This window comes from uncultured Bacteroides sp. (genome assembly GCF_937912035.1).
Classification (GTDB): domain Bacteria; phylum Bacteroidota; class Bacteroidia; order Bacteroidales; family Bacteroidaceae; genus Phocaeicola.
The window spans coordinates 57311-79271 of the sequence record NZ_CALDPF010000016.1 but is presented as its reverse complement, the minus strand read 5'-3'; the positions used below and the strand labels follow the sequence as shown (position 1 = coordinate 79271).

Sequence of the window (21961 nt, the reverse complement as noted above, 5' to 3'; positions counted from 1 at the left end):
AAATGATACATTATTTATATACATATCCTGAAACAATAGTCGATGGTGACGGCATCCGGTACTCAATTTATTTATCTGGATGCGGTCACCGTTGTAAAGGATGTCATAATCCTGAATCTTGGAATCCCAAAGCTGGAAAACCTCTTACCGATGAAGCCTTGGAAAATATAATCAAAGAAATAAAAAGCAATCCCTTACTAGACGGAGTGACATTTACCGGTGGGGATCCTTTCTTCAATCCTGAAGAATTCCGCACTATACTTGAAAAGGTCCGGAAATCCACTGGATTAAATATATGGTGTTATACAGGCTATACACTGGAAGAACTCATGAACGATAATAGAAGAAAAGATCTACTGCAATATATAGATGTACTTGTGGATGGAAAATTTATAGAGGAACTATACTCTCCCACTCTTGAATTCAGAGGAAGCAGTAATCAAAGAATTCTATTTCTGGACAGACTTGTATAAAGAATATAAAATTAATGCAATTAAGGACCGAGCTACGTTGAAGATCGTATCACGGTCCTTTCATCTTTTATACCATACTTTAATTACATATACAACACCGAAATGCATAAATATAATATCCAACATAAAACAAAACTTTTTCTCGAAATATGTTACAAAACATCTTATTCAAGTATCTATCTAATTCTTAAAATTAACAATAACACCATTAATTCTATTTTTTAATTGATAATTTATCAACTAAAAACATTTACAAGTTAGAAATAATATCTCGATGTGTTTTTCCGTTCACGAACACGGAGCACACACAAGTGAAAACATGATATAAATCAAGAAAAACATATATTAATATAAAAAACAGTCTTCATCTATTGCAGAACAAGAAAAAATATATACCTTTGCATCGTGGTTGTGAAACCAGAGAGTAAATTAATAAATAGCACAAAACATAAAGGTATTAGACTTACTTAAGGTATAAAAATAAAAAAGGTATTAGATAAAGGTTATTAGTTAAAGTATAAATTAAGGTATTAGGTTTAAGGTAAAAAAAGGTATTAGTAAAATTAGGTAAAAGGTTTTCAGTTTAAAGGATAAAAAGTAAATAGGTTTAGTGCTAAGGTAAGAAGAAAGATTAAAAAGGATAACAATTAAGACTAGAAAAACCAAAGAAACAAAGAACCCTAAAATGGGGGGTTCTTTTAGGAAGCCGGCGGCATTCAACTGATGAATGGCGCCTTTTTTTTGTACCCACTATTTAAATAAATAAACTATGTGGCACATTTATTCTTAAAACAGATTCTGACAATGCACAAATAAAATATCTACATAATTGCAACATCATCATTGCAATTTCAATACACATAAAATGAAATAATGATTTTTTTCCGTAATTAAGTATAAAAGCACAGAAAATACCATTTATTTGCCATCGGTAAATCCGTTATTTCTTCGATAATTTCTTAACTTTGTAGCGAAAGAAAAAAACAGACAATAAAAACACTTTTATAACATAACATAAATAATTTGAATTATGGAATTTGTAACAAACGAAAAACTTACTATCGTAGGTGCTGCCGGTATGATCGGTTCTAACATGGCTCAGACTGCAATCATGATGGGCTTGACTAATAACATCTGCTTGTACGACCCATACGCTCCAGGTTTGGAAGGTGTAGCTGAAGAATTGTTCCACTGCGGTTTCGAAGGTGTAAACATCACTTTCACTTCTGATATTAAAGAAGCTTTGACAGGTGCTAAATATATCGTTAACTCAGGTGGTGCTGCTCGTAAAGCAGGTATGACTCGTGAAGATCTTCTTAAAGGTAATGCTGCTATTGCTGAAGAATTCGGTAAGAACGTTAAGGCTTACTGCCCAGATGTAAAACACATCGTTATCATCTTCAACCCAGCTGATATCACTGGTCTTATCACTTTGTTGTATTCAGGTTTGAAACCAGGTCAGGTTACAACTCTTGCAGCTCTTGACTCTACTCGTCTTCGCAGCGAATTAGCTAAACACTTCGGTATTTCTATGGACGCTGTTGAAAACTGCCGTACATATGGTGGTCATGGCGAACAGATGGCTGTATTCGCTTCTACAGCTAAAGTTAACGGTAAAGCTTTGACTGACATCATCGGTACAGATGCTTTGACTAAAGAACAGTGGGCTGAAATCCAGCAGAAAGTAACTAAGGGTGGTGCTAACATCATCAACCTCCGCGGACGTTCTTCATTCCAGAGCCCATCATACGTTTCTATCGAAATGATTGGTGCTGCTATGGGTGGTAAAGCATTCCGTTGGCCAGCTGGTACATACGTATCAAACGATAAGTATGACCACATCATGATGGCTTGGGAAACTTCTATCGACACTGAAGGTTGCCACTGCGCTGCTTTGAACGGAACAGCTGAAGAACAGGCTGCTTTGGATAAGAGCTACGAACACTTGTGCGCTCTTCGTGACGAAGTTATCGCTATGGGCGTTCTTCCTCCAGTATCAGAATGGAACGCATTGAACCCAAATATTAAATAATTAATATTCAGGTTTAAAATTATATCAGGGGAAACCGCGTATGTGGTTTCCCCTATTTTTATACCTATAAATCATAATTTTTTATGTACTTTTGCAGCCAGTATGATAGATCAGGCCACCATAGACAGAATTCTTGATGCAGCACAAATAGTTGATGTTGTTTCCGACTTCGTTACTCTGCGCAAGCGTGGAGTCAACTACGTAGGTTTGTGCCCTTTCCATAATGAAAAGACTCCATCGTTCAGCGTTTCTCCAAGCAAGGGAGTATGTAAATGCTTCAGCTGTGGAAAAGGTGGAAACGCGGTACACTTCATAATGGAACACGAACAACTGTCGTACTATGAAGCTCTGAAATGGCTTGCAAAGAAGTATAATATCGAAATAAAGGAAAGAGAGCTTACAAAGGAGGAAAAGCAGTCTCAAAGTCTGAGAGAAAGTCTTTTCCTTGTCAACCAGTTTGCAGCAGAATATTTTCAGGACATTTTATACAACAACATTGACGGACAAAGCATTGGTATGACTTATTTCCGCCAGAGAGGATTCCGTGACGATATTATCAAGAAATTCCAACTTGGCTATTGCACAGAGTCTAAAGATGCATTAGCTAAAACAGCCGTACAGAAAGGCTACAAACAAGAACTATTACTCAAAACCGGACTGTGTTACATGAAAGATGATGGAAAAACCATACGCGACCGTTTCTGGGGACGTGTGATTTTCCCGGTTCACAACATCACCGGAAAGGTTGTTGCATTCGGAGGACGTGTACTAAGTGCTGCAACAAAAAACGTACAGATGAAGTACGTCAACTCTCCTGAATCAGAAATCTATCATAAGAGCAAAGAGCTGTACGGAATATATTTTGCCAAACAGTCAATAATCCGTCAGGACAGATGTTTCCTTGTAGAAGGTTACACAGACGTTATCTCAATGCATCAGAGTGGTATCGAAAACGTTGTGGCATCATCAGGTACGGCACTAACATCAGACCAGATAAGACTGATACACAGATTTACAAATAACATCACAGTATTATACGACGGTGACGGTGCGGGTATAAAAGCCAGTATCCGCGGTATTGACATGCTTTTGGAAGAAGGTATGAATATAAAGGTATGTCTGCTTCCAGACGGTGAGGATCCTGACAGCTTCGCCAGGAAGCATAATGCTACGGAATATCAGGCATACATCAATAACAATGAAGTTGACTTTATACGTTTCAAGACCAACCTGCTTATGGAAGAGGCAGGCAAAGACCCTATCAAAAGGGCTGAACTGATTTCAAGCATAGTAAAAAGTATATCGGTTATTCCCGACAGCATAGTCCGTTCTGTATATATCAGAGAGTGCAGTCAGCTGCTTAAAATGGATGAAAAAATCCTGGTTGAAGCTACAGCCAAACTTATTGAACAGGCAGCTGAAAGTAAGGAAAAGGAAGAAGAAAGAAAGAGACAAAGAGAGGAATACAACAGAAGACAGCAGGCAATCTCCACTCCACAACAAGAAGAGGAAATTGCTTCAAACAGTAATGCCAACAATAATGTAGATATTGTTCCACCTATGAACAATCCTACTATTGATAGAAACGAAACTCCCGTTCTTTCGCCTGAAGGTAATATAGCTCCTCTGGAATTAATGCCGGAAGCGACATCACCGGTTGACACATATTCATCATACATCCCCGCACAAGGAAATGAGAACAAGGTTTTCTACAAGCAGGAAGAAAGTCTTGTGAAAATGATTATCAGATATGGAGAGAAAGTAGTATGCTGTGTAGAAGACGAAGAAGGCAACGAACAGCCATTCACCGTAACAGAATATATTGCATACAATCTGAAAGTTGACGACATACAGTTCCACAATCCTATACACAGAAAGATACTAAAGGAAGCGGAAGAGAACGTACATAATGAAAACTTTGTGGCTGAGAGGTATTTCCTTTCAAATCCGGATCAGCAGATAAGTAAGGTTGCTGCCGACATGTCGAGCGACAGGTATCAACTTAGCAATTATCATTCTAAAGGCCAGAAAATAATAACAGACGAAGAACGCCTGTATGAACTTGTTCCCCGCCTGCTGCTGGATTTTAAGATTTCTATTTTAAAGGAAGAGATGAAACATACCCTTCAAGCGCTGAACGATCCTGCCATAGCCGCCAATCCTGAAAAATGTGCTGAGATAATGGCACATTTCAAAGATTTGACAGAAACACAGAACATGATTCTGAAAGATGCAGGCGATCGTACTACCAGCCTCTATTAATGGTTATTTCTGATAAGATTCATGAACTCCTCACGAGTCTTTGCCTGATTAAAAGCTCCTGTGAAATCGGATGTAGTGGTTATTGAATTCTGTTTTTCAACACCACGCATCTGCATACACATATGCTTAGCTTCCACAACAACCATTACTCCAAGCGGATTCAATGTCTCCTGAATGCACTCCTTTATCTGTAGAGTCATTCGTTCCTGTACCTGCAATCGGTGTGAAAAGATATCCACCACACGCGCAATCTTACTCAATCCTGTTATATACCCATTAGGTATATAAGCCACATGAGCCTTACCGTAAAACGGGAGCATATGATGTTCGCATAAAGAGAAGAAATCAATATCCTTCACAATGACCATCTGACTGTATTCCTCCTGGAATTTAGCAGCATTAAGTACAGCCTTAGGATCCATATCGTATCCTCTTGTAAGAGTAAGCATAGCCTTTGCCACACGTTCAGGAGTTTTCAGGAGTCCTTCACGTTCCGGGTCTTCACCAAGCAAAGACAAGATCTCCTTATAGTGTCCCATCAGTTTCTGCACCTTTTCCTCAGGCCAGTTTATCATATCAGTTGTCATCATCATTATATTACTCTATATGAATGTTTATCTGTTCACGAACTATTGCAACTTCCTTAAAATTACCGGCAGCCTTCAGTTGTCTCATTGCAACATGAGCTTCTTCAATGCTTTTATAATCACCTACTCTGCATAGCCAGCGCGGTGGCTGAAAGAAAGTATATACCGGCATATCCGGAAATTTTTCCTTTACCTTTTCAGCTACCGAGTTTGCCTCGTCTCTTGCCTGTCTGGAGTTATTACCTGCATAGACCTGCACACGATAGCCACGCGTTTTAATCACTCTCTGCGTTTCTGAAGCTCCAGTTCTGACAAAACGCTTGCCTATAATCTCGGTTATTTGAGCATCCTGATGCACCGTTACTTTACCCTGTCCGGGAACATTAGTCTGCAGGCTTTCTACTATATTACTCTGAGCACAAACCACCCCCGAAGAAATAGTAAAGATTAAAGATAAAAGATATTTCATCATACCGATTTATTAAATTTTTAAAGACAGTATGCCGGATAATAACATCCGGAATACTGTCATAATATTACACTCCAGACTTATAGTGTCTGCAAATAAATTATTTGAATGCGTCGATGATACCCTTGAAGTCAGCAGCTTTCAAAGCAGCTCCACCGATAAGACCACCGTCAACATCTGGATTAGCAAACAATTCCTTAGCGTTAGAAGGCTTGCAGCTACCACCGTAAAGGATAGAAGTGTTTTCAGCAACTTCCTTACCGTATTTAGCAGCAACCAATGAACGGATGTGAGCGTGAATTTCCTGAGCCTGTTCTGGAGTAGCAGTCTTACCTGTACCGATAGCCCAAACTGGTTCATAAGCCAAGATTACTTTACCGAAATCTTCAGCTGACAAAGAGAATACAGAAGCAAGCTGAGCCTCAACTACTTCATTCTGTTTGTTAGCTTCACGTTCTTCAAGAACTTCACCAATACAGAAGATTGGCTTCAAGTTGTTAGCCAAAGCAAGTTTAACTTTTTCTTCAAGGATTTCTACTGTTTCGTGATAGTAAGCACGACGTTCAGAGTGACCAAGGATTACGTACTGAGCACCTGTAGAAGCTACCATTTCAGCAGAAACTTCACCTGTATATGCACCTGAAACTTTGTCCGCACAGTTTTCTGCACCTACACCGATGATTGCACTGTCAACGATAGGAGTTACAGAAGCCAAGTGGATGAACGGAGTACAGATTATCACGTCGCAGTTTGGCTTGTCAGCAGTCAAAACTTCATTCAATTCTTTTGCCAAAGCAATACCTTCTTGCAGGTTCTTGTTCATTTTCCAGTTACCTGCTACAATGTTTTTTCTCATCTTGTTTGAAATAATTAATTAGTTAAATATAAAAGGTTATAATCAATCTTTCTTTTCATTTACTCCTTTATTTGGAGCTGGGACAAACTTTTTCTTTCTGTGTATATTCAACCATATCAAATCTATGATTATGAACAGTATCAACGGTCCGAAGAACCAAACCAACATTTCTACAACCTTAGTCCAGAATGTATTATCGTTAAGTTGTCCTATTGGAAGTTCCTCCAAAGGTCCTGACAGCTGATATTCGTCTGGTAAAGAAAAATTACTCCATTTTCTTATCACCACACCGTCTTTCAATAATATCATACCAGGATTTGAACGAATTATTGTTTTCAACGTTATCTCATCCATAGTAGCAAACGGATATTCTGCTCCTGTATAATCCTGCCACCTTGATATAGCTTCATCTGACGATGCCGTTACACAATAGAACTTATATCCATGGTCCAACGAATAATCATACACTTCGTTTATCAAGTCCATTGAACTGTCATCTGCCTTTTCAAGCCATGGAGATACCAAAAGAAAAACATAATTGCTATTCAGGATTTCTTCTGTAATATCTGTTCCATCATCATTCGATATCACCACAAAATCCTTGATTGGCGGTTCATATCCCTTTTCCTTCAGGACAGTCTGCGACTCTACAAACGTCCATGTTGAATCTGTTGGAAAATTATCTATAGTAAAATCCTTCCTGACACCATTTTTCTGATAAGTAAATATGGTCTCATAAACCGGAAGTTTAACTCCTTCTGGTATTTCCATTCCTGCCTTTATGTCAGCACCAATGTGATACGGACGAAAGTCAAATACCGGTAAATGGTTCAGAGTGAAATATGTAAACAGAAAAATAAATACCGTACTATACATGGCTACAAGCCAATCCATCTTATCAGTCACCAACTTAAAGACACTCCTATTGCGCACAAAAACAAATAACGATGCCAAAAGAAGGACTACATTTTTCCAAAACGTATCCCAATTGGACAAATGGACAGCATCACCGAAGCATCCACAATCGGAAATAGGATTTGAAAGAGCAAGCCATAGAGTGAGCGGAGTCATTACAAGCATAAAAAGCAAGCAAGATATTGAAGCCAATTTACGCCGTATTCCGAACAACAGATAAGAGCCCAACGTAAATTCCACTATAGCCATTATCCATGCCATTAGATAAGGGACAAAGCCGGAGATCCAACCGGATAATCCGAAGGCTTCAAAATAATCTTCTACTTTATAGACTGTTCCCATCGGATCATTGGCCTTAATGAATCCCGAAAACAGGAATACTATAGCCAAGAGGAAGCGACATATATTTACGCCTACATGAACAGCCCTATGTATATACTTATTCTCCAAACTCTAGTTTTATTAATCCGAACACCGAATAGTTAATCATATCCATGTAGTTGGCATCCACTCCTTCCGAAACCAATGTCTCACCACCTAGTTCTTCTATCTGCTTGGTTCTGTATATCTTCATAAGGATCAAGTCCGTATATGACGATATACGCATACTGCGCCAAGCCTCATCGTAATCATGGTTTTTTGCCAACATAAGCTCCAATGCTTTCTTTGCGTATTTGTCATACATCTCAAGCGCACGCTCTATGCTCATGTCGTTAGTCTCGGCAAAACCCAGTTCCAACTGGATAAGTCCTATTATACCATAATTTACTATTGCTATGAATTCCGAACGGATACCTTCGTCGATAAGGGCAACACCCTTCACCTCTATACTGCGGATGCGGTTAGCCTTTATGAATATCTGGTCTGTTACCGAAGACGGACGCATGATGCGCCACGCTGCGCCATAATCATGCAATTTCTTTTCGTAAAGGCTACGACATATTTCTATAACGTGTTCAAACTGTTGTTTAGTATCTTTCATAAACCAATTAAATATGTGGCAAAGTTACTTATTTTTCATATAAACACATAATAAAAAAGGTGGAAATGCTTTTGCATTCCACCTTTTTTAATCATATAAACGTCAAATAAGATTCTATATTAAAGTATTATACAGAATTATGAACAACGCAACACCTGTCCTATTCTGAGAACTGTATTACGTTTTATACCGTTCATGCTACACAGCTTGTCAATTGAGATATGATATTTTCTTGATATTGAGCCCAAAGTGTCACCACTTTTAATTTTATGATAACGTATGGAGTTAGCAGCAGCAGTAACCTTCTTCATGTCACCGTTCTTGAGTGCAGCCAGTGCTCTTGTACGCTGATAATTATACATATTGGCTCCCTTTATGAAGAGATAGCTGTCTGCCACAATATCCTGTTTTGGAAAATCGAAAAGGAATTCAGGATTGATTACCTGACCGAGCAATCTTGTTTCGAAATGAAGATGCGAACCTGTTGAACGTCCTGTATTTCCACCCAGACCTATCACCTCGCCAGCCTTTACAAACTGGTCTTCCTTGACTAGTTGTTTCGAAAGGTGACCATAGATTGTTTCAAGTCCGTTATCATGGCGAATTACAACATACTTACCGTAACCTGAACGTTCGTATCTCACGATTCTTACTCTACCACTGAACGCCGCACGTATTGTATCGCCGATATATACCTTAATATCAAGGCCGTTGTGCATACGTCTCCAACGTGGACCACATTTTGAAGTAATCTTTGTATGCGGAGTAGGCATGCAGAATCCTGTAAGATCAATTCTGAAAGTATCTGGCACTGTCACTTCTTTTCCGTATGCATGAACCCTTTCATTACTCCATTCCGGATACAGTGAATAAGCCGGGTAAAAGGCCTGTTCTGTTTCTATCTGACGTACCAAAGCTAGTGAGTCAACAGACTTTAGTTTCCTATCTATGGGTGCCTGCTTGGCCAACAAATCCTGTGCCGAAGTACTGACAGACACTAAAGCAAAAGCTGCGACCGATAATGTTCTAAGAATTTTAATAAGCATTTTACAGTTAATATTTTTATATATAAGTATAAGAAAAAACACGTTTTGCACATATTATCCCTTATACCCAACAACTCAAAACTAAAAAGGTTTTCAAAAAATCCTTGTAAAGATAAGTTTTTTTGAGGAGGGAGACAAATCGGGTTAAGTATTTTTTACGTATTTTCATACACTATATACGTAAACACAAGTATTATATGTTGAGTAACATATTTTGCGTAATCAGAGATGTTACTATTCCTTTACATACACTCCGTTATTCCACTTAAATTTCAATGAATCCACAGCATAAGGTTTCATCAGTTCGGCATTTTCCTTACCCATGGTTTCAAGAGTTTTGTACTTAAAGACTATGTTATTGTCTTTGTCTGATAATTCAGCTTTCATAACAAACATCTCATCTGTAAATTCTTCTTTTGAAACAGTGTTTATACTGTCATTTGCAGCCTTATAGAAATCGGCATGCTGAGGGAGTGATATGAATTCACTCAACGGTAATTCCTTCCAGTCAGTAGAATAAAAATATACACGACTGTCTTCTGCAGGTCCGCTATAAGTTTTTATCACACACACCACATTAACCGAATCATTCAAAGGCAACAGTTTCATTTCCTCTGACGATGATTCTGTAGTTTTAATTTTCAGATAATCGTCCGTAAGTTTCAACATTTCCGATTTACCTCCGAATCTGTTCTTTACCACAGCCTTCATTCCCGATGAAAGAAAATCGGCAAAATCCTGACGATTAACTTTAGTCAGCAACGGAGATAGTGAATCAGGCATTGACACGAATACTGAATTAATATTTTGTGCATTAGCCGAAAGGCCTAATAGTATGGATAACAATAGAATAAATCTCATATTTACATTATAAAAGAATTATAAAAAATTGAAAACAGTTTAATGTTTCTTGGTGCCGACTATAGTCGACAGTAGTGCTGACTATAGTCAGTAATGCTGTCGACTATAGTCAGCAGCTCTGCCCACTACAGTCGGCAGCAAACTATATACTGGTTCAACGAAACAGTTTCTCTATATCATCATCGTTCATGAGCGCAAGAACAGTCTTTCCGTCTGGTGTATAATTAGGTGACGGTGCTGAAAAAAGTCCGTCAACCAAAGCATTCATTTCATCGTTGGAAAGCACCTGACCAGCAACAATAGCAGATGCACGTGCCATTGAAAGCGCTATCATGCTTTGAACTTCTTCTTTCACTTTACAACCTTTCTCTATTGCCGAATGAACAATATTTGTTATAAGCTGCTCTGGATTTAGGCCTTCAATATCAGCTGGTACTCCATTAATGGAATATGTTCCTCCACCTAGTGGGCTGAGTTCAAATCCCAAAGATGTCAAATCGTCCATAATTTCTTCCAGCACAGGTACCTCGGAAGGCGAAAAATGAACCATATCAGGAAACAACATACGTTGCGACAAACCAACGTGTTTCTGTATCTGATCCATATACTTGTCATATAAAATCCTTACATGTGCCCTGTGTTGGTCAATAATCATAAGTCCAGACTTCACAGAAGTGAGAATATACGTTCCTTTATACTGATAATGCTGCGCAGACTTCTCTGCAATGACAGCATCCGGATGCTCGTCATATATAGTCGGCTCGGTAGTTTCTTCTGCTTCTTGATATTTTCCAGAGAAAACCATATCGTCCGGAAATGCCGGAATAGTATCATCCGTCTGACGTTCGTGTTTTTCCAGACCTTGATAAAATGGTTCCCATTCAGTTTTTTTCTTTCCGGCTGATGAATATGAAGACGGAGGAATAATAGAAGAAGTCTGGTTAAACGGATTATAAGTCGGATCGTATGATGTGACAGGAGCCCCCCCTCCAAAAGAACCTGCCATATCAATAGCCGGAATGTCAGGCATTCCTTCTGTATCGAAATCTATAGAAGGTACGGCATTGAATCGTCCCAATGTTTCTTTCACTGCAGCAGATAATATCTGCCAAATGGCCTGTTCGTTCTCAAACTTTATTTCGGTCTTTGTAGGGTGGATATTTACGTCGATATTTGCAGGATCAACATCAAAATATATAAAATATGACACCTGTTCGCCAGTAGGAACAAGATGTTCGTATGCATCGGCTACTGCCTTATGGAAATATGGGTGACGCATATATCTGCCATTAACAAAAAAGAACTGACGGGCCCCTTTCTTTCTGGCTGTTTCCGGCTTACCGATGAAACCATGTATTTTCACCATCGTAGTGTCGATATCCAGCGAGAGGAGATCCTGATTCAATTTTTTGCCAAATACTCCCATTATGCGCTGCCTCAACTGTATGGCAGGCAGGTTAAGGATTTCCGTTCCATTATGATGGAATGTAAACGATACTTCAGGATTTACAAGAGCTATTCTTTCGAATTCCGATATTATGTTGCTCAATTCTGTCTGATTAGATTTGAGGAACTTTCTTCGTGCAGGAACATTAAAGAACAGATTGCGTACAATGAAATTACTACCTTCAGGACATGCCACAGGTTCTTGTTTTTCCACTTTGGAACCGGAAATAAGTATTGAAGTACCCAATTCCTCGCCATGCTGCTTTGTACGCAATTCCACCTCAGCAACCGCAGCTATCGAAGCCAGCGCCTCTCCACGGAAACCCATAGTCCGTAGAGCAAATAAATCCGAAGCCTCTCGTATTTTTGATGTGGCATGGCGCTCGAAAGCAAGACGTGCGTCAGTTTCCGACATCCCCTTACCATTGTCTATCACCTGAATACATGTCTTTCCGGCATCAGTAACAGACACATCAATATGTCCGGCTCCGGCATCAATGGCATTCTCTACCAATTCCTTTATCACCGAAGCAGGCCTCTGTATAACTTCACCCGCTGCAATCTGGTTGGCTACAGAATCGGGCAACAAACGGATTATATCGCTCATAAATTATGTTTCTCCTTTATTTAATCAAAAAGTAAAGCTACCTGTTACAAGATAGTGCAAGATATAAAGTAATAACACAATTGCAACAAACAAGGTTGCATAACTGAGCGGTTTTCTACCACTCTCCTTACGACGTTTCAAATATTTTGTTCCTTCCACAAATTTTCCTCTGATATCTTCAGGAGAAAATTCTTTTGGAGGCAACATGCCAAGCTCACGTTTTGCAGTTTCTTCTATCTTCTGCAATTTTTCCTTACGCTCGTCCACATAGATATACTCATGGTGATACGCTCTTGGTTTTCTCATTGTAAACATTCCCATAATATTATCTATTTATCGTTAAACAAATGTTGGTTCGGCAATTCAATAGGTCCACGCGAACTCTTCTTGAGCTGATCCTCTACTTTTTTGCCTCGCCATATAAATATATCCTTCTTATTTAAAGGACGAATATAATCAAACCATACGAAATTGTCAAGATGGCTTTTCTCCAAAGGTATCTGCGACATAGGATACAGTGTACCGTTCGACTTAGGACTCATAACCATTCGCTCCAATTGCTGGTTTTCCAAATATATGTCAAGCTGACTGGTTTCTGACACATTCATTCCTATCAAAATACTATCTGAATCCATAGGATAATACACAAGTCTGACTGAACCTATCACCTCGACTTTTTCCATAAGTCCGTCTTCGAAATATGCCTTGATTTCCTTTCCTGAAATCTGATTAAACAATGTAGTATCTACAGGTATCTGCTCCACGGAAAGAGCCTGATTTATGATATGTGCCCAGTCAATGGTACTATCGTTCATGTATATATTAATCTGTTCACCCAAGAGTTGCTGATTTTCATTCCAAAGAACAGGGTCCTTATACATGATAAGACATGAATCTTTCGATGAAAACACTAGAGAATCAGCCACACCTTGAACATCTGTTCTGTAAAATCTTACTTTATGATAAGCCTTTACTTCCCTATACATAGAGTCAGTATCAAGATGAAAAGTATTCATGCTAAGCGTATCGGCATGAAGAAAAAGACTATCTCCCTGAGAATAATCTATAGCCAGTGCATTCTTTGTAACGAAAGCACTCTTCAGTTTCTCGTTATAATAGCCATAATCTCCAAGCATCATATTTTTATTGAGGGTATCAGTCATGACAATGTTTGAGAAAGCCTCACCTATACCTGTATTTCTGTCGTAGAACAAAGAATCCCCCGTAAGCTGCTTACTATCGCTTGTAAGAACCGAACGCAGATACAAATCAGCCTTTCCAGTCTGGGTATCATAATATCCTGACTCAGAATAAATATAATTGTTATCACTATAAATATCTGAAGGACCCACTATATTAGCGACCTTTGTCTGTGTACTGTATTTCAGCGTATCGGACAACATTGTGAATTGTGGATTTTCCAGTTTCACGTTATAATAGAAAACAGACATCTTGGTAGAAGGACTGTATTCTCCCCATTCTGAAGTCAGTACATTCTGATCGTCCATCATTGTACCTCCGTCAAAGAAATATCCAAGATTGAATATTCTGTCATAATTCAAACTATCCGTGAGTAATGTAGTTGTTCTGTTTTCCATTCTCACGTTCATTCTCATCTGAGCAATCTGCGTCAGTCCGTCATAATACAGCCTGTCACCATACAGGAACAAAGTATCACCCTGTTCCATCCGAACATTGCTGAATGCCTCGAACGAGTTTATCTTATCATAATAGTATGCACTGTCGCAATACATATATACACTGTCATGGCGGAAAACCACATTACCAACTACTATCTGTGCATCAGGATGCTGAGCGTCTTTTTTCAACTTGTCGGCACGCAACAGATATACCTTACTTTTCTGTTTAGGTTGTGTCTGTGTCCTGCCATTTTGCTGCATATTTGCAGCGGTCATGCAAAAGCCCAACAGGCAGAGAGCACATAACACCAGTACTCTCTGCCCGCCAAACAATATTATTTTATTCTTTATGTTAAACATTCTGTCTATTTAGGCAATAATGTAAATTATCAATCTTTAATCCATCCCGGATACTTGAAATCACATTTTCTCCAGTTAGGATTTATTCGGACGTATGTATTTTTCTGTTTTTCAAGGATCCACTTTTGGATTATCTCTTCACTTCGCTTAGCAGTCACCATGCTCTTCAGTCTCTGATAGTCCTCAGTGATAGTAGCTTTGTGTGCATCGATTCTGTTTTTAAGTTTAACGATAGCGCAAACCTCTTTACCTTTTGAATTTATCATCGTAAATGGTTTGGACACCTCACCTATTTGCATACCTTCGACAACCTTTGCCACTTCCTGAGAAACAAGTCCCGCAAGATGCTGCATCTCAAAACGTGAAGTTCCAGTCTGTGAATTAGCAAGCAATCCGTGATTGTTCTTTGTATCCTTGTCCTGAGAGACCCAAGTGGCAGCCTCATCGAATGTAACCTTACCCTTTCTTATATCATTAGCCAAGGTATCAAGTTTGTTCAAAGCCTCCTCAATCTCGGCTTCATCTACTTTTGGTTTCATCAATATATGACGATAACTTACACGGTCACCACGTTTTTCTATCAACTGTGCTATATGAAAACCGTATTCAGTCTCAAATACTTTCGAAATCTTTTTTGGATCCGTCATATTGAAAATCACATTGGCAAACTCAGGAGTCAACTCACCTCTACCTGTAAATCCGTATTCACCTCCTCGACGTGCAGAACCCGGATCTTCTGAATAATACATAGCCAATACAGAGAAAGACGATTCTCCTTTATAGATTTGTTCTGTAAATTCACGAAGTTTTTTCTTAACTCTTTCTATTTCCTCTTCCTTGACTTTAGGTTCACGTGTGATAATCTGAACCTCAACCTGAGTAGGTATACTTGGAATACTATCAGCAGGTAGATTCTTAAAATAATTTCTCACCTCTGCAGGAGTAAGCTTGATGTCTCCCACCAACTCACGCTGCATTTGCTGAACTATAAGTCCGTTTCTTATGTTTTCCCTCAACATCTCACGTATCTGAGTAGATGTCTTGTTATAATATTCCTCCATTTTCTCTTTCGAACCTATCTGATCTATAAGCCATGCAGTCTGCTGCTCTACCTTCTGAATAACTTCCTGCTCAGACACTTCCACACTGTCTATTTCTGCCTGATGTAAGAAAAGTTTCTGTACAGCCAGTTCTTCAGGAATAACGCAATATGGGTCTCCGTCAAAACGTCTTCCCTCATATTGTGCATTCAGACGCTCGTTTTCAACATCTGATTTTAGAATCGCTTCATCTCCAACTACCCAAACGACCTCGTCTATCACATTGTCCTGGGCTTTAACTGTTAATCCTACAATCATCAAAAGTAGGAATAAACTTACTTTTCTGACATTTAATTTATTCATTTGAGCTATTAAAATATTTTATATCATTATTTTCAGAGGCTTCTTTATACAAGTCTTCTTTCATTCTTGTTATAAACTCTACCCTCTTCGTATTCATTAGTATCTCTTTAATATCATTACCGGCATATTCCAACGGTAACACTTCACCTTGACCAAGAAATTCTTCTACATGCAAAAAATAATAAAATGCAGTATCACTTACTTCAATATTCTTTTCTTTTGTATACTTTCCCTTATCAGCTTCCTTAACAGGCATCCTCAACATAATTTCATCCAGAGGTCGCCATCTGTCATAAAAATACTCATAATCAACAGCATTACGTAAGCCATATTTTTCCAGTCTGTCGATAGAACGTTCTGATGAATCTTTATACCAAAGTCTGACCTGCGATATACCAGACGCAGTTTTTGGAAGTTTTATATATAGACCTTTAATATACGGTTCTCTAGCAAGAAAAATTCCATTGTTCTGGTTATAATAGTTTTCAATATCACTATCAGAAATATTACTTTCTACTTCCTGACTGACAATCTGTTCAATATAAGAATGTGTTATCAATGTCTTCCTGTATGACTGAACAAGTTCTTCTATCTTTTCATTATCTGGAATATTTCCTTCCGCCTTTTCATACAACAGGACATTTTCAATCCAGTTTCTTATGTATTTATCAGCCATTTCCGAACTGTCCTGTTCAGAAATTCCAGGAGGTATTGCTGACACAACTTCTTCTTTATAAAGGAAATCCTTGCCAACTTGGACCAGAGGAGTTTTTCCCTTATGATCTACCGTTTCGGTACAGCCGTATGACAGTATCACTAAAACTGATATTAAACTAGAAAAGCATCTATTATTCATCATTATACAAATCTGTGAACGAAGATACTGTATAAATTAATTACTTCCATCAGAATTAACGGTTTTTAAAACGTCTATATACTTTTCTACCCTTAATTCACGCTCGAGATTTTCAAAGTAAGCCTCTTCATGATAAAGATAATAATCCTGAAGTAAAACTTCATAAACATCCTTATAGCTATCAGGCGTGTAATCCAAACACTTCCCAAACGTGAAAGTATAAGGATAATCTTCAAGTTTATCGTATTCACCACACTTGAAAACCAATTTATCAACATATACATTCTCTCCTATCTGAAACAAACCTGTTTCCATCAACGCATCATAATCAGAATTCTCTCTCATCATTGCTTCAAGAGCCGGTTCCCATTCTTCAACGGGCAACTTTCTTATGTTCTTTTTTATTCTTCTGGCAGCCCTTTTATTTTTACAATGAATTACAGCGCCCTTAAAATGAGGGAATTCCCACCTGTATTTCTTTCTATTTTCTTTAAAGAAAACTTCCAGATCCTCATTCCTATATTTTTTTAAGTGCTCATCATAATATTTCTCCCACTGAGAGGCTAACAATACATCATCTACACAATCTTTATATCCTAACATTTCTAAGTCTGATTTTATCAGAATATGAACACCCTCAGGTGAGATAAAAGGTTTGGAACAAGTTGACCCGTTATTTCTCAAAAATTCATTTTTAACCTCATCCAACAGATATTCCTGATTAATTACTTCTTCACAAAAGAATCTCACATCTGAAAACGTATCGCATATTTCCCATACTTTTATACCTGACTCAAGCTTTGAATATACTTCATTCATAAACTTCAATCCATAACAGGTATCTTCATTCTGAAGAACTCTGTATGTCAACAGATAAGCAAAAGGATGATTTACTATATTTTGATTTTCAACAGAATCTGATATAATTTCTTCAATGATAGCATTCCTTAACGTCCCGTCTATATTTTTGTCTAATCCAAGCCTTCTAGCATCAAAAGCCTTCAACTTAAACCTTGAAAAATAATGAAAGAAATCATCCTTAGAGCAATCTTTATATCTGGATATATCAGAATATAAAAATTCGAACTCGGACAAATACACTTCGGCATCACCTATCCTCATTATCACTTTATCAGCATTATCTACACCGTTAAATGAAAACAGGAATAAGTTACAGACAAATAAAAAATAACATATCACGAAAAATCTTTCCATATCACAACAAAAAAGCATGGACTATACATAAGCGTAAAAGCTTTATATACAATCCATGCCAATTCTAATATTTATTTCAAATTATTGAGGACGGCTATAGTTTGGAGCTTCACTTGTAATAGCTACATCGTGTGGATGACTTTCCAAAACTCCTGCATTTGTAATGCGAGTAAACTTAGCATTATGAAGTTCCATAATATTATGAGCTCCACAATATCCCATACCGGCACGCAAACCACCAGTCAACTGATAAATTACTTCATAAAGTGTTCCTTTATAAGGGACACGCGCAGCGATACCTTCCGGAACAAGTTTCTTTACATCTGTAGTAGAACCTTGGAAATAACGGTCCTTAGAACCATTCTCCATTGCTTCAAGAGATCCCATACCACGATATGATTTAAATTTACGTCCGTTAAAAATGATCGTATCACCAGGAGCCTCTTCAGTACCAGCAACAAGAGAACCAATCATTACACTGTATCCACCAGCTGCCAATGCCTTAACCACATCGCCAGAGTAGCGTAAACCACCATCAGCAATCAAAGGCACTCCAGTTCCTTCCAAAGCCTTAGCTACATCGTAAACAGCTGAAAGCTGAGGTACACCAACACCGGCTACTACACGAGTTGTACAGATAGATCCAGGACCAATACCTACTTTAACAGCATCAGCACCTGCTTCTACCAAAGCCTTTGCCGCAGCACCTGTAGCCACGTTACCAACAACGATATCTACGTTAGGGAAGCGTTGCTTAGCTTCTTTAAGTTTATCAATCACATATTTTGAATGTCCGTGAGCAGTATCAATAACAATAGCATCTGCACCCGCATTAACAAGTGCTTCCATACGTTCCAAAGTATCGACTGTTACACCAACACCGGCAGCAACACGCAGACGTCCCTGAGCATCCTTGCAAGCCATTGGTTTATCTTTTGCCTTAGTTATGTCCTTGTATGTGATAAGACCTATCAGTTTACCGTTTTCATCAACTACAGGAAGCTTTTCAATCTTGTTTTCCTGAAGAATCTGAGCAGCAGTTTCCATATCTGTAGACTGCTTAGTAGTAATGATATTTTCAGAAGTCATTACCTCCTGTATCTGTTTTTCCATGTCCTTCTCGAAACGAAGGTCACGATTAGTTACGATACCAACAAGATAATTCTCGTTATCCACAACAGGAATACCACCAATCTTATATTCAGCCATGATATTCAATGCATCTTTCACTTTTGCATCTCTGTTGATAGTAACAGGATTGGAAATCATACCGTTTTCGGCACGTTTCACTGTTGCTACCTGACGAGCCTGTTCAGCAATTGACATATTTTTGTGGATTACACCGATACCACCCTCTCTGGCAATAGCAATAGCCATCTGAGACTCTGTAACTGTATCCATAGCAGCAGTCACAAAAGGGATTTTCAACTCGATGTTTCTTGAGAACTTAGTCGTGAGTTCGACTGTTTTAGGTAATACTTCAGAATAGGCAGGGATTAACAAAACATCATCGTAAGTCAATCCATCCATAACAACTTTATCTGCAATAAATGACATAGGGCTTTATGCTTTTGATTATTATTGCGTGCAAATATACTATTTTTATACGAATTATATAAATAGAACAAAACACATTAACATATTTTTACGACAAAAAAAGCTTCGCCAAACCTGTCAGGAGGGCGAAGCCTAAATAATATCTTTTAATTGGCCATTTCTGAAATAAACTTGATTCTAACCAGTCTGATTTCTTCTTCTGTATAATCATCACCTAGTTCATCCATGGCATCCTCAATCTTATCCGTTTCAGACTCCTTGAAATAATCATAAATGTCAAGCATGTGATCTTCATCCATTATTTCTTCAAGGAAGTAGTCTATATTAAGCTTTGTACCGGAATAGACAATAGCCTCAACTTCATCCAGCAATTCTACAAAATCAATACCTTTTGCGACTGCAATATCGTCAAGAGCCACTTTACGGTCTATACTCTGGATTATAGAAACTTTAAGTTTTGATTTGTTTGCAACAGTACGTACCCTTAAATCTTCAGGCCTGTCTATTTCATTTTCCTCACAATGAGTCTTGATCAAATCACAGAACTCCTGTCCATAACGTTTTGCCTTGCCGGCACCAACTCCTGGTATATTCTGCAATTCTTCAAGTGTCACAGGATAAATAGTAGCCATAGCTTCCAACGAAGGATCCTGGAAAATCACATATGGAGGTACATCCAGCTTCTTTGACATTTTTTTTCGTAAATCCTTAAGCATTGAGTACAATACCGGATCCACAGCACACGATGCTCCTCCACGCATTGGAGTTTCTTCCACTTCATCCTCGTCAAAATCAGTATCTTCAACTATTTTGAATGATTTAGGATTCTTGAGGAATTTATGTCCGCTTGGGGTTACTTTCAGCAAACCATAATTCTCAACATCCTTAACCAAATATCCTGCAATTAAAGCTTGACGTATCACTGAATTCCACAAGCGTTCTTCTTCACCCATACCCGAACCGAAAACCTCGAGTTCATCATGTTTATGAGCCAACACTTCTGATGTTTCTTTTCCCAGCAATACATCAATAATATAATCTTGTTTGAAATTTTCTTTTACTGCAACGATTGTTTCAATCACTGCACACAATAATTCCTGAGCCTCCACTTGTTTCTTTGGATTTAAACAGTTATCACAATTACCACAATTATCTTCAGTATATTCCTCACCGAAATAGTGCAACAGTATTTTTCTTCTACAAACCGACGATTCAGCATAAGCTGCAGTCTCAAGAAGAAGCTGTTTTCCTATTTCCTGTTCAGATACAGGTTTACCCTGCATGAACTTCTCCAGTTTCTGTAAATCCTTATTCGAATAGAATGCTATACACTGACCTTCTCCACCATCTCTTCCGGCTCGTCCTGTTTCCTGATAATACCCTTCAAGACTCTTTGGGATATCATAATGCAACACGTATCTTACATCGGGTTTATCAATTCCCATACCGAAAGCTATTGTAGCAACTATGACATCAATATTCTCCTTTAGGAAATCATCCTGATTAGTATTCCTGGTAGCAGCATCCATACCGGCATGATACGGCCTTGCCTTAATACCATTAGCAACCAGAATCTCAGCAAGTTCTTCTACTTTTTTTCTGCTTAAGCAATAAATAATTCCAGATTTATCAGGATTTTGCTTAATAAACTTGATAATATCACGATCAATATTATTAGTTTTCGGACGTACCTCGTAATACAAATTTGGACGATTAAATGAAGACTTGAATTCTGCCGCATCGGTCATTCCCAAATTTTTCTGGATATCCATTTTTACTTTTGGAGTAGCAGTTGCTGTTAACGCGATGACAGGAGCTTTACCAATTTCATTTATTATTGGCCTTATCCTTCTATATTCAGGTCTGAAATCATGCCCCCACTCAGAAATACAATGAGCTTCATCAATGGCATAAAACGAGATTTTAACATTCCTGAGAAAATCAACATTTTCTTCTTTAGTAAGAGATTCAGGAGCTACGTATAGCAATTTAGTCTTACCTGAAGATATATCAGCTTTCACCTGATCTATAGCCGATTTTGAAAGCGAAGAGTTTATGAAATGCGCAACTCCATCTTCTTCACTAAAGTTACGCATAGCATCTACCTGATTCTTCATAAGTGCAATAAGCGGTGAAATCACAATAGCAGTTCCTTCCATCAAAAGTGAAGGCAACTGGTAGCATAGCGATTTTCCTCCACCGGTAGGCATCAACACAAAAGTATCATTACCATCAAGAAGACTTCTTATTATAGCCTCTTGGTTTCCTTTGAAAGTATCAAAACCGAAATACTTCTTCAACTGTTCTGTCAAATTGATTTTTTCCGCCATTGCTTCCTATGAATTAAATGATTTTATGATATACTGAAAAGTTCTTATGTAACAAAGTTATAAA

At 38.2% G+C, this 21961-nt stretch carries 18 protein-coding genes; 3 read left to right on the top strand and 15 right to left on the bottom strand.

Annotated features, from left to right (window positions below; genetic code table 11):
- Positions 1-2 precede the first annotated feature (2 nt).
- The 3 genes from nrdG (at position 3) to dnaG (ending at position 4767) form a co-directional block, all read left to right on the top strand.
- A complete protein-coding gene (nrdG, locus tag Q0486_RS02760) occupies positions 3-473 on the top strand; it encodes an anaerobic ribonucleoside-triphosphate reductase activating protein (protein WP_299230176.1) in 471 nt (156 codons plus the stop codon).
- A 1030-nt stretch (positions 474-1503) separates the two neighbouring features.
- Positions 1504-2505: a malate dehydrogenase gene (locus Q0486_RS02755; RefSeq protein ID WP_204393004.1), complete on the top strand. Its 1002-nt coding sequence runs from the start codon at positions 1504-1506 to the stop codon at positions 2503-2505.
- 102 nt (positions 2506-2607) lie between these two features.
- Positions 2608-4767, top strand: coding sequence for a DNA primase (gene dnaG / locus Q0486_RS02750; RefSeq protein WP_299230175.1), 2160 nt, complete (start codon positions 2608-2610; stop codon positions 4765-4767).
- Here dnaG and folE read toward each other — a convergent pair.
- The 15 genes from folE to recQ form a co-directional block, all read right to left on the bottom strand.
- Complete coding sequence (gene folE / locus Q0486_RS02745; protein ID WP_299230198.1) at positions 4764-5357, bottom strand: GTP cyclohydrolase I FolE; 594 nt, start codon at positions 5355-5357, stop codon at positions 4764-4766. The genes dnaG and folE overlap by 4 nt on opposite strands.
- 7 nt (positions 5358-5364) lie before the next feature.
- Positions 5365-5823, bottom strand: coding sequence for an SPOR domain-containing protein (locus Q0486_RS02740; RefSeq protein WP_299230197.1), 459 nt, complete (start codon positions 5821-5823; stop codon positions 5365-5367).
- A 100-nt stretch (positions 5824-5923) separates the two neighbouring features.
- Complete coding sequence (gene tpiA / locus Q0486_RS02735; RefSeq protein WP_299230174.1) at positions 5924-6679, bottom strand: triose-phosphate isomerase; 756 nt, start codon at positions 6677-6679, stop codon at positions 5924-5926.
- 42 nt (positions 6680-6721) lie between these two features.
- Entirely contained in the window at positions 6722-8044 is a 1323-nt protein-coding gene (locus tag Q0486_RS02730) for a BT_3928 family protein (protein ID WP_299230173.1), read from the bottom strand.
- Positions 8034-8576 (bottom strand): DUF1599 domain-containing protein, encoded by a 543-nt coding sequence (locus Q0486_RS02725; protein WP_154044174.1) that lies wholly within the window; start codon positions 8574-8576, stop codon positions 8034-8036. The genes Q0486_RS02730 and Q0486_RS02725 overlap by 11 nt, the downstream gene beginning before the upstream one ends.
- Positions 8577-8713: 137 nt before the next feature.
- Complete coding sequence (locus Q0486_RS02720) at positions 8714-9622, bottom strand: peptidoglycan DD-metalloendopeptidase family protein (protein ID WP_299230172.1); 909 nt, start codon at positions 9620-9622, stop codon at positions 8714-8716.
- Between the two features lie 234 nt (positions 9623-9856).
- Entirely contained in the window at positions 9857-10483 is a 627-nt protein-coding gene (locus tag Q0486_RS02715) for a DUF3256 family protein (RefSeq protein WP_299230171.1), read from the bottom strand.
- A 154-nt stretch (positions 10484-10637) separates the two neighbouring features.
- A complete protein-coding gene (gene mutL / locus Q0486_RS02710) occupies positions 10638-12536 on the bottom strand; it encodes a DNA mismatch repair endonuclease MutL (protein WP_299230170.1) in 1899 nt (632 codons plus the stop codon).
- A 24-nt stretch (positions 12537-12560) separates the two neighbouring features.
- Positions 12561-12857: a hypothetical protein gene (locus Q0486_RS02705; RefSeq protein ID WP_287677556.1), complete on the bottom strand. Its 297-nt coding sequence runs from the start codon at positions 12855-12857 to the stop codon at positions 12561-12563.
- A gap of 8 nt (positions 12858-12865) precedes the next feature.
- The gene (locus Q0486_RS02700) at positions 12866-14452 is read right to left on the bottom strand and encodes an OstA-like protein (protein ID WP_299230196.1); all 1587 of its coding nucleotides are present in this window, start codon (positions 14450-14452) and stop codon (positions 12866-12868) included.
- Positions 14453-14565: 113 nt separating this feature from the next.
- The gene (locus tag Q0486_RS02695; protein WP_299230169.1) at positions 14566-15939 is read right to left on the bottom strand and encodes a peptidylprolyl isomerase; all 1374 of its coding nucleotides are present in this window, start codon (positions 15937-15939) and stop codon (positions 14566-14568) included.
- The gene (locus Q0486_RS02690; protein ID WP_299230195.1) at positions 15932-16795 is read right to left on the bottom strand and encodes a peptidyl-prolyl cis-trans isomerase; all 864 of its coding nucleotides are present in this window, start codon (positions 16793-16795) and stop codon (positions 15932-15934) included. The genes Q0486_RS02695 and Q0486_RS02690 overlap by 8 nt, the downstream gene beginning before the upstream one ends.
- Before the next feature lie 36 nt (positions 16796-16831).
- Positions 16832-18010, bottom strand: a complete 1179-nt coding sequence (locus tag Q0486_RS02685) for a hypothetical protein (RefSeq protein WP_299230168.1) — start codon at positions 18008-18010, stop codon at positions 16832-16834.
- Between the two features lie 81 nt (positions 18011-18091).
- Complete coding sequence (guaB, locus tag Q0486_RS02680) at positions 18092-19567, bottom strand: IMP dehydrogenase (RefSeq protein WP_299230167.1); 1476 nt, start codon at positions 19565-19567, stop codon at positions 18092-18094.
- 146 nt (positions 19568-19713) lie between these two features.
- On the bottom strand, positions 19714-21897 hold the full coding sequence (gene recQ, locus Q0486_RS02675) for a DNA helicase RecQ (protein WP_299230166.1): 2184 nt from the start codon (positions 21895-21897) through the stop codon (positions 19714-19716).
- Between the last annotated feature and the right edge of the window lie 64 nt (positions 21898-21961).

What these genes read in the sequence shown, in the direction of transcription:
- nrdG (WP_299230176.1), top strand. Translation starts at nt 3, where the DNA reads ATGATACATTATTTATATACATATCCTGAAACAATAGTCGATGGTGAC.
- Q0486_RS02755 (WP_204393004.1), top strand. Translation starts at nt 1,504, where the DNA reads ATGGAATTTGTAACAAACGAAAAACTTACTATCGTAGGTGCTGCCGGT.
- dnaG (WP_299230175.1), top strand. Translation starts at nt 2,608, where the DNA reads ATGATAGATCAGGCCACCATAGACAGAATTCTTGATGCAGCACAAATA.
- folE (WP_299230198.1), bottom strand. Translation starts at nt 5,357, where the DNA reads ATGATGACAACTGATATGATAAACTGGCCTGAGGAAAAGGTGCAGAAA.
- Q0486_RS02740 (WP_299230197.1), bottom strand. Translation starts at nt 5,823, where the DNA reads ATGAAATATCTTTTATCTTTAATCTTTACTATTTCTTCGGGGGTGGTT.
- tpiA (WP_299230174.1), bottom strand. Translation starts at nt 6,679, where the DNA reads ATGAGAAAAAACATTGTAGCAGGTAACTGGAAAATGAACAAGAACCTG.
- Q0486_RS02725 (WP_154044174.1), bottom strand. Translation starts at nt 8,576, where the DNA reads ATGAAAGATACTAAACAACAGTTTGAACACGTTATAGAAATATGTCGT.
- Q0486_RS02720 (WP_299230172.1), bottom strand. Translation starts at nt 9,622, where the DNA reads ATGCTTATTAAAATTCTTAGAACATTATCGGTCGCAGCTTTTGCTTTA.
- Q0486_RS02715 (WP_299230171.1), bottom strand. Translation starts at nt 10,483, where the DNA reads ATGAGATTTATTCTATTGTTATCCATACTATTAGGCCTTTCGGCTAAT.
- mutL (WP_299230170.1), bottom strand. Translation starts at nt 12,536, where the DNA reads ATGAGCGATATAATCCGTTTGTTGCCCGATTCTGTAGCCAACCAGATT.
- Q0486_RS02705 (WP_287677556.1), bottom strand. Translation starts at nt 12,857, where the DNA reads ATGGGAATGTTTACAATGAGAAAACCAAGAGCGTATCACCATGAGTAT.
- Q0486_RS02700 (WP_299230196.1), bottom strand. Translation starts at nt 14,452, where the DNA reads ATGACCGCTGCAAATATGCAGCAAAATGGCAGGACACAGACACAACCT.
- Q0486_RS02695 (WP_299230169.1), bottom strand. Translation starts at nt 15,939, where the DNA reads ATGAATAAATTAAATGTCAGAAAAGTAAGTTTATTCCTACTTTTGATG.
- Q0486_RS02690 (WP_299230195.1), bottom strand. Translation starts at nt 16,795, where the DNA reads ATGAATAATAGATGCTTTTCTAGTTTAATATCAGTTTTAGTGATACTG.
- Q0486_RS02685 (WP_299230168.1), bottom strand. Translation starts at nt 18,010, where the DNA reads ATGGAAAGATTTTTCGTGATATGTTATTTTTTATTTGTCTGTAACTTA.
- guaB (WP_299230167.1), bottom strand. Translation starts at nt 19,567, where the DNA reads ATGTCATTTATTGCAGATAAAGTTGTTATGGATGGATTGACTTACGAT.
- recQ (WP_299230166.1), bottom strand. Translation starts at nt 21,897, where the DNA reads ATGGCGGAAAAAATCAATTTGACAGAACAGTTGAAGAAGTATTTCGGT.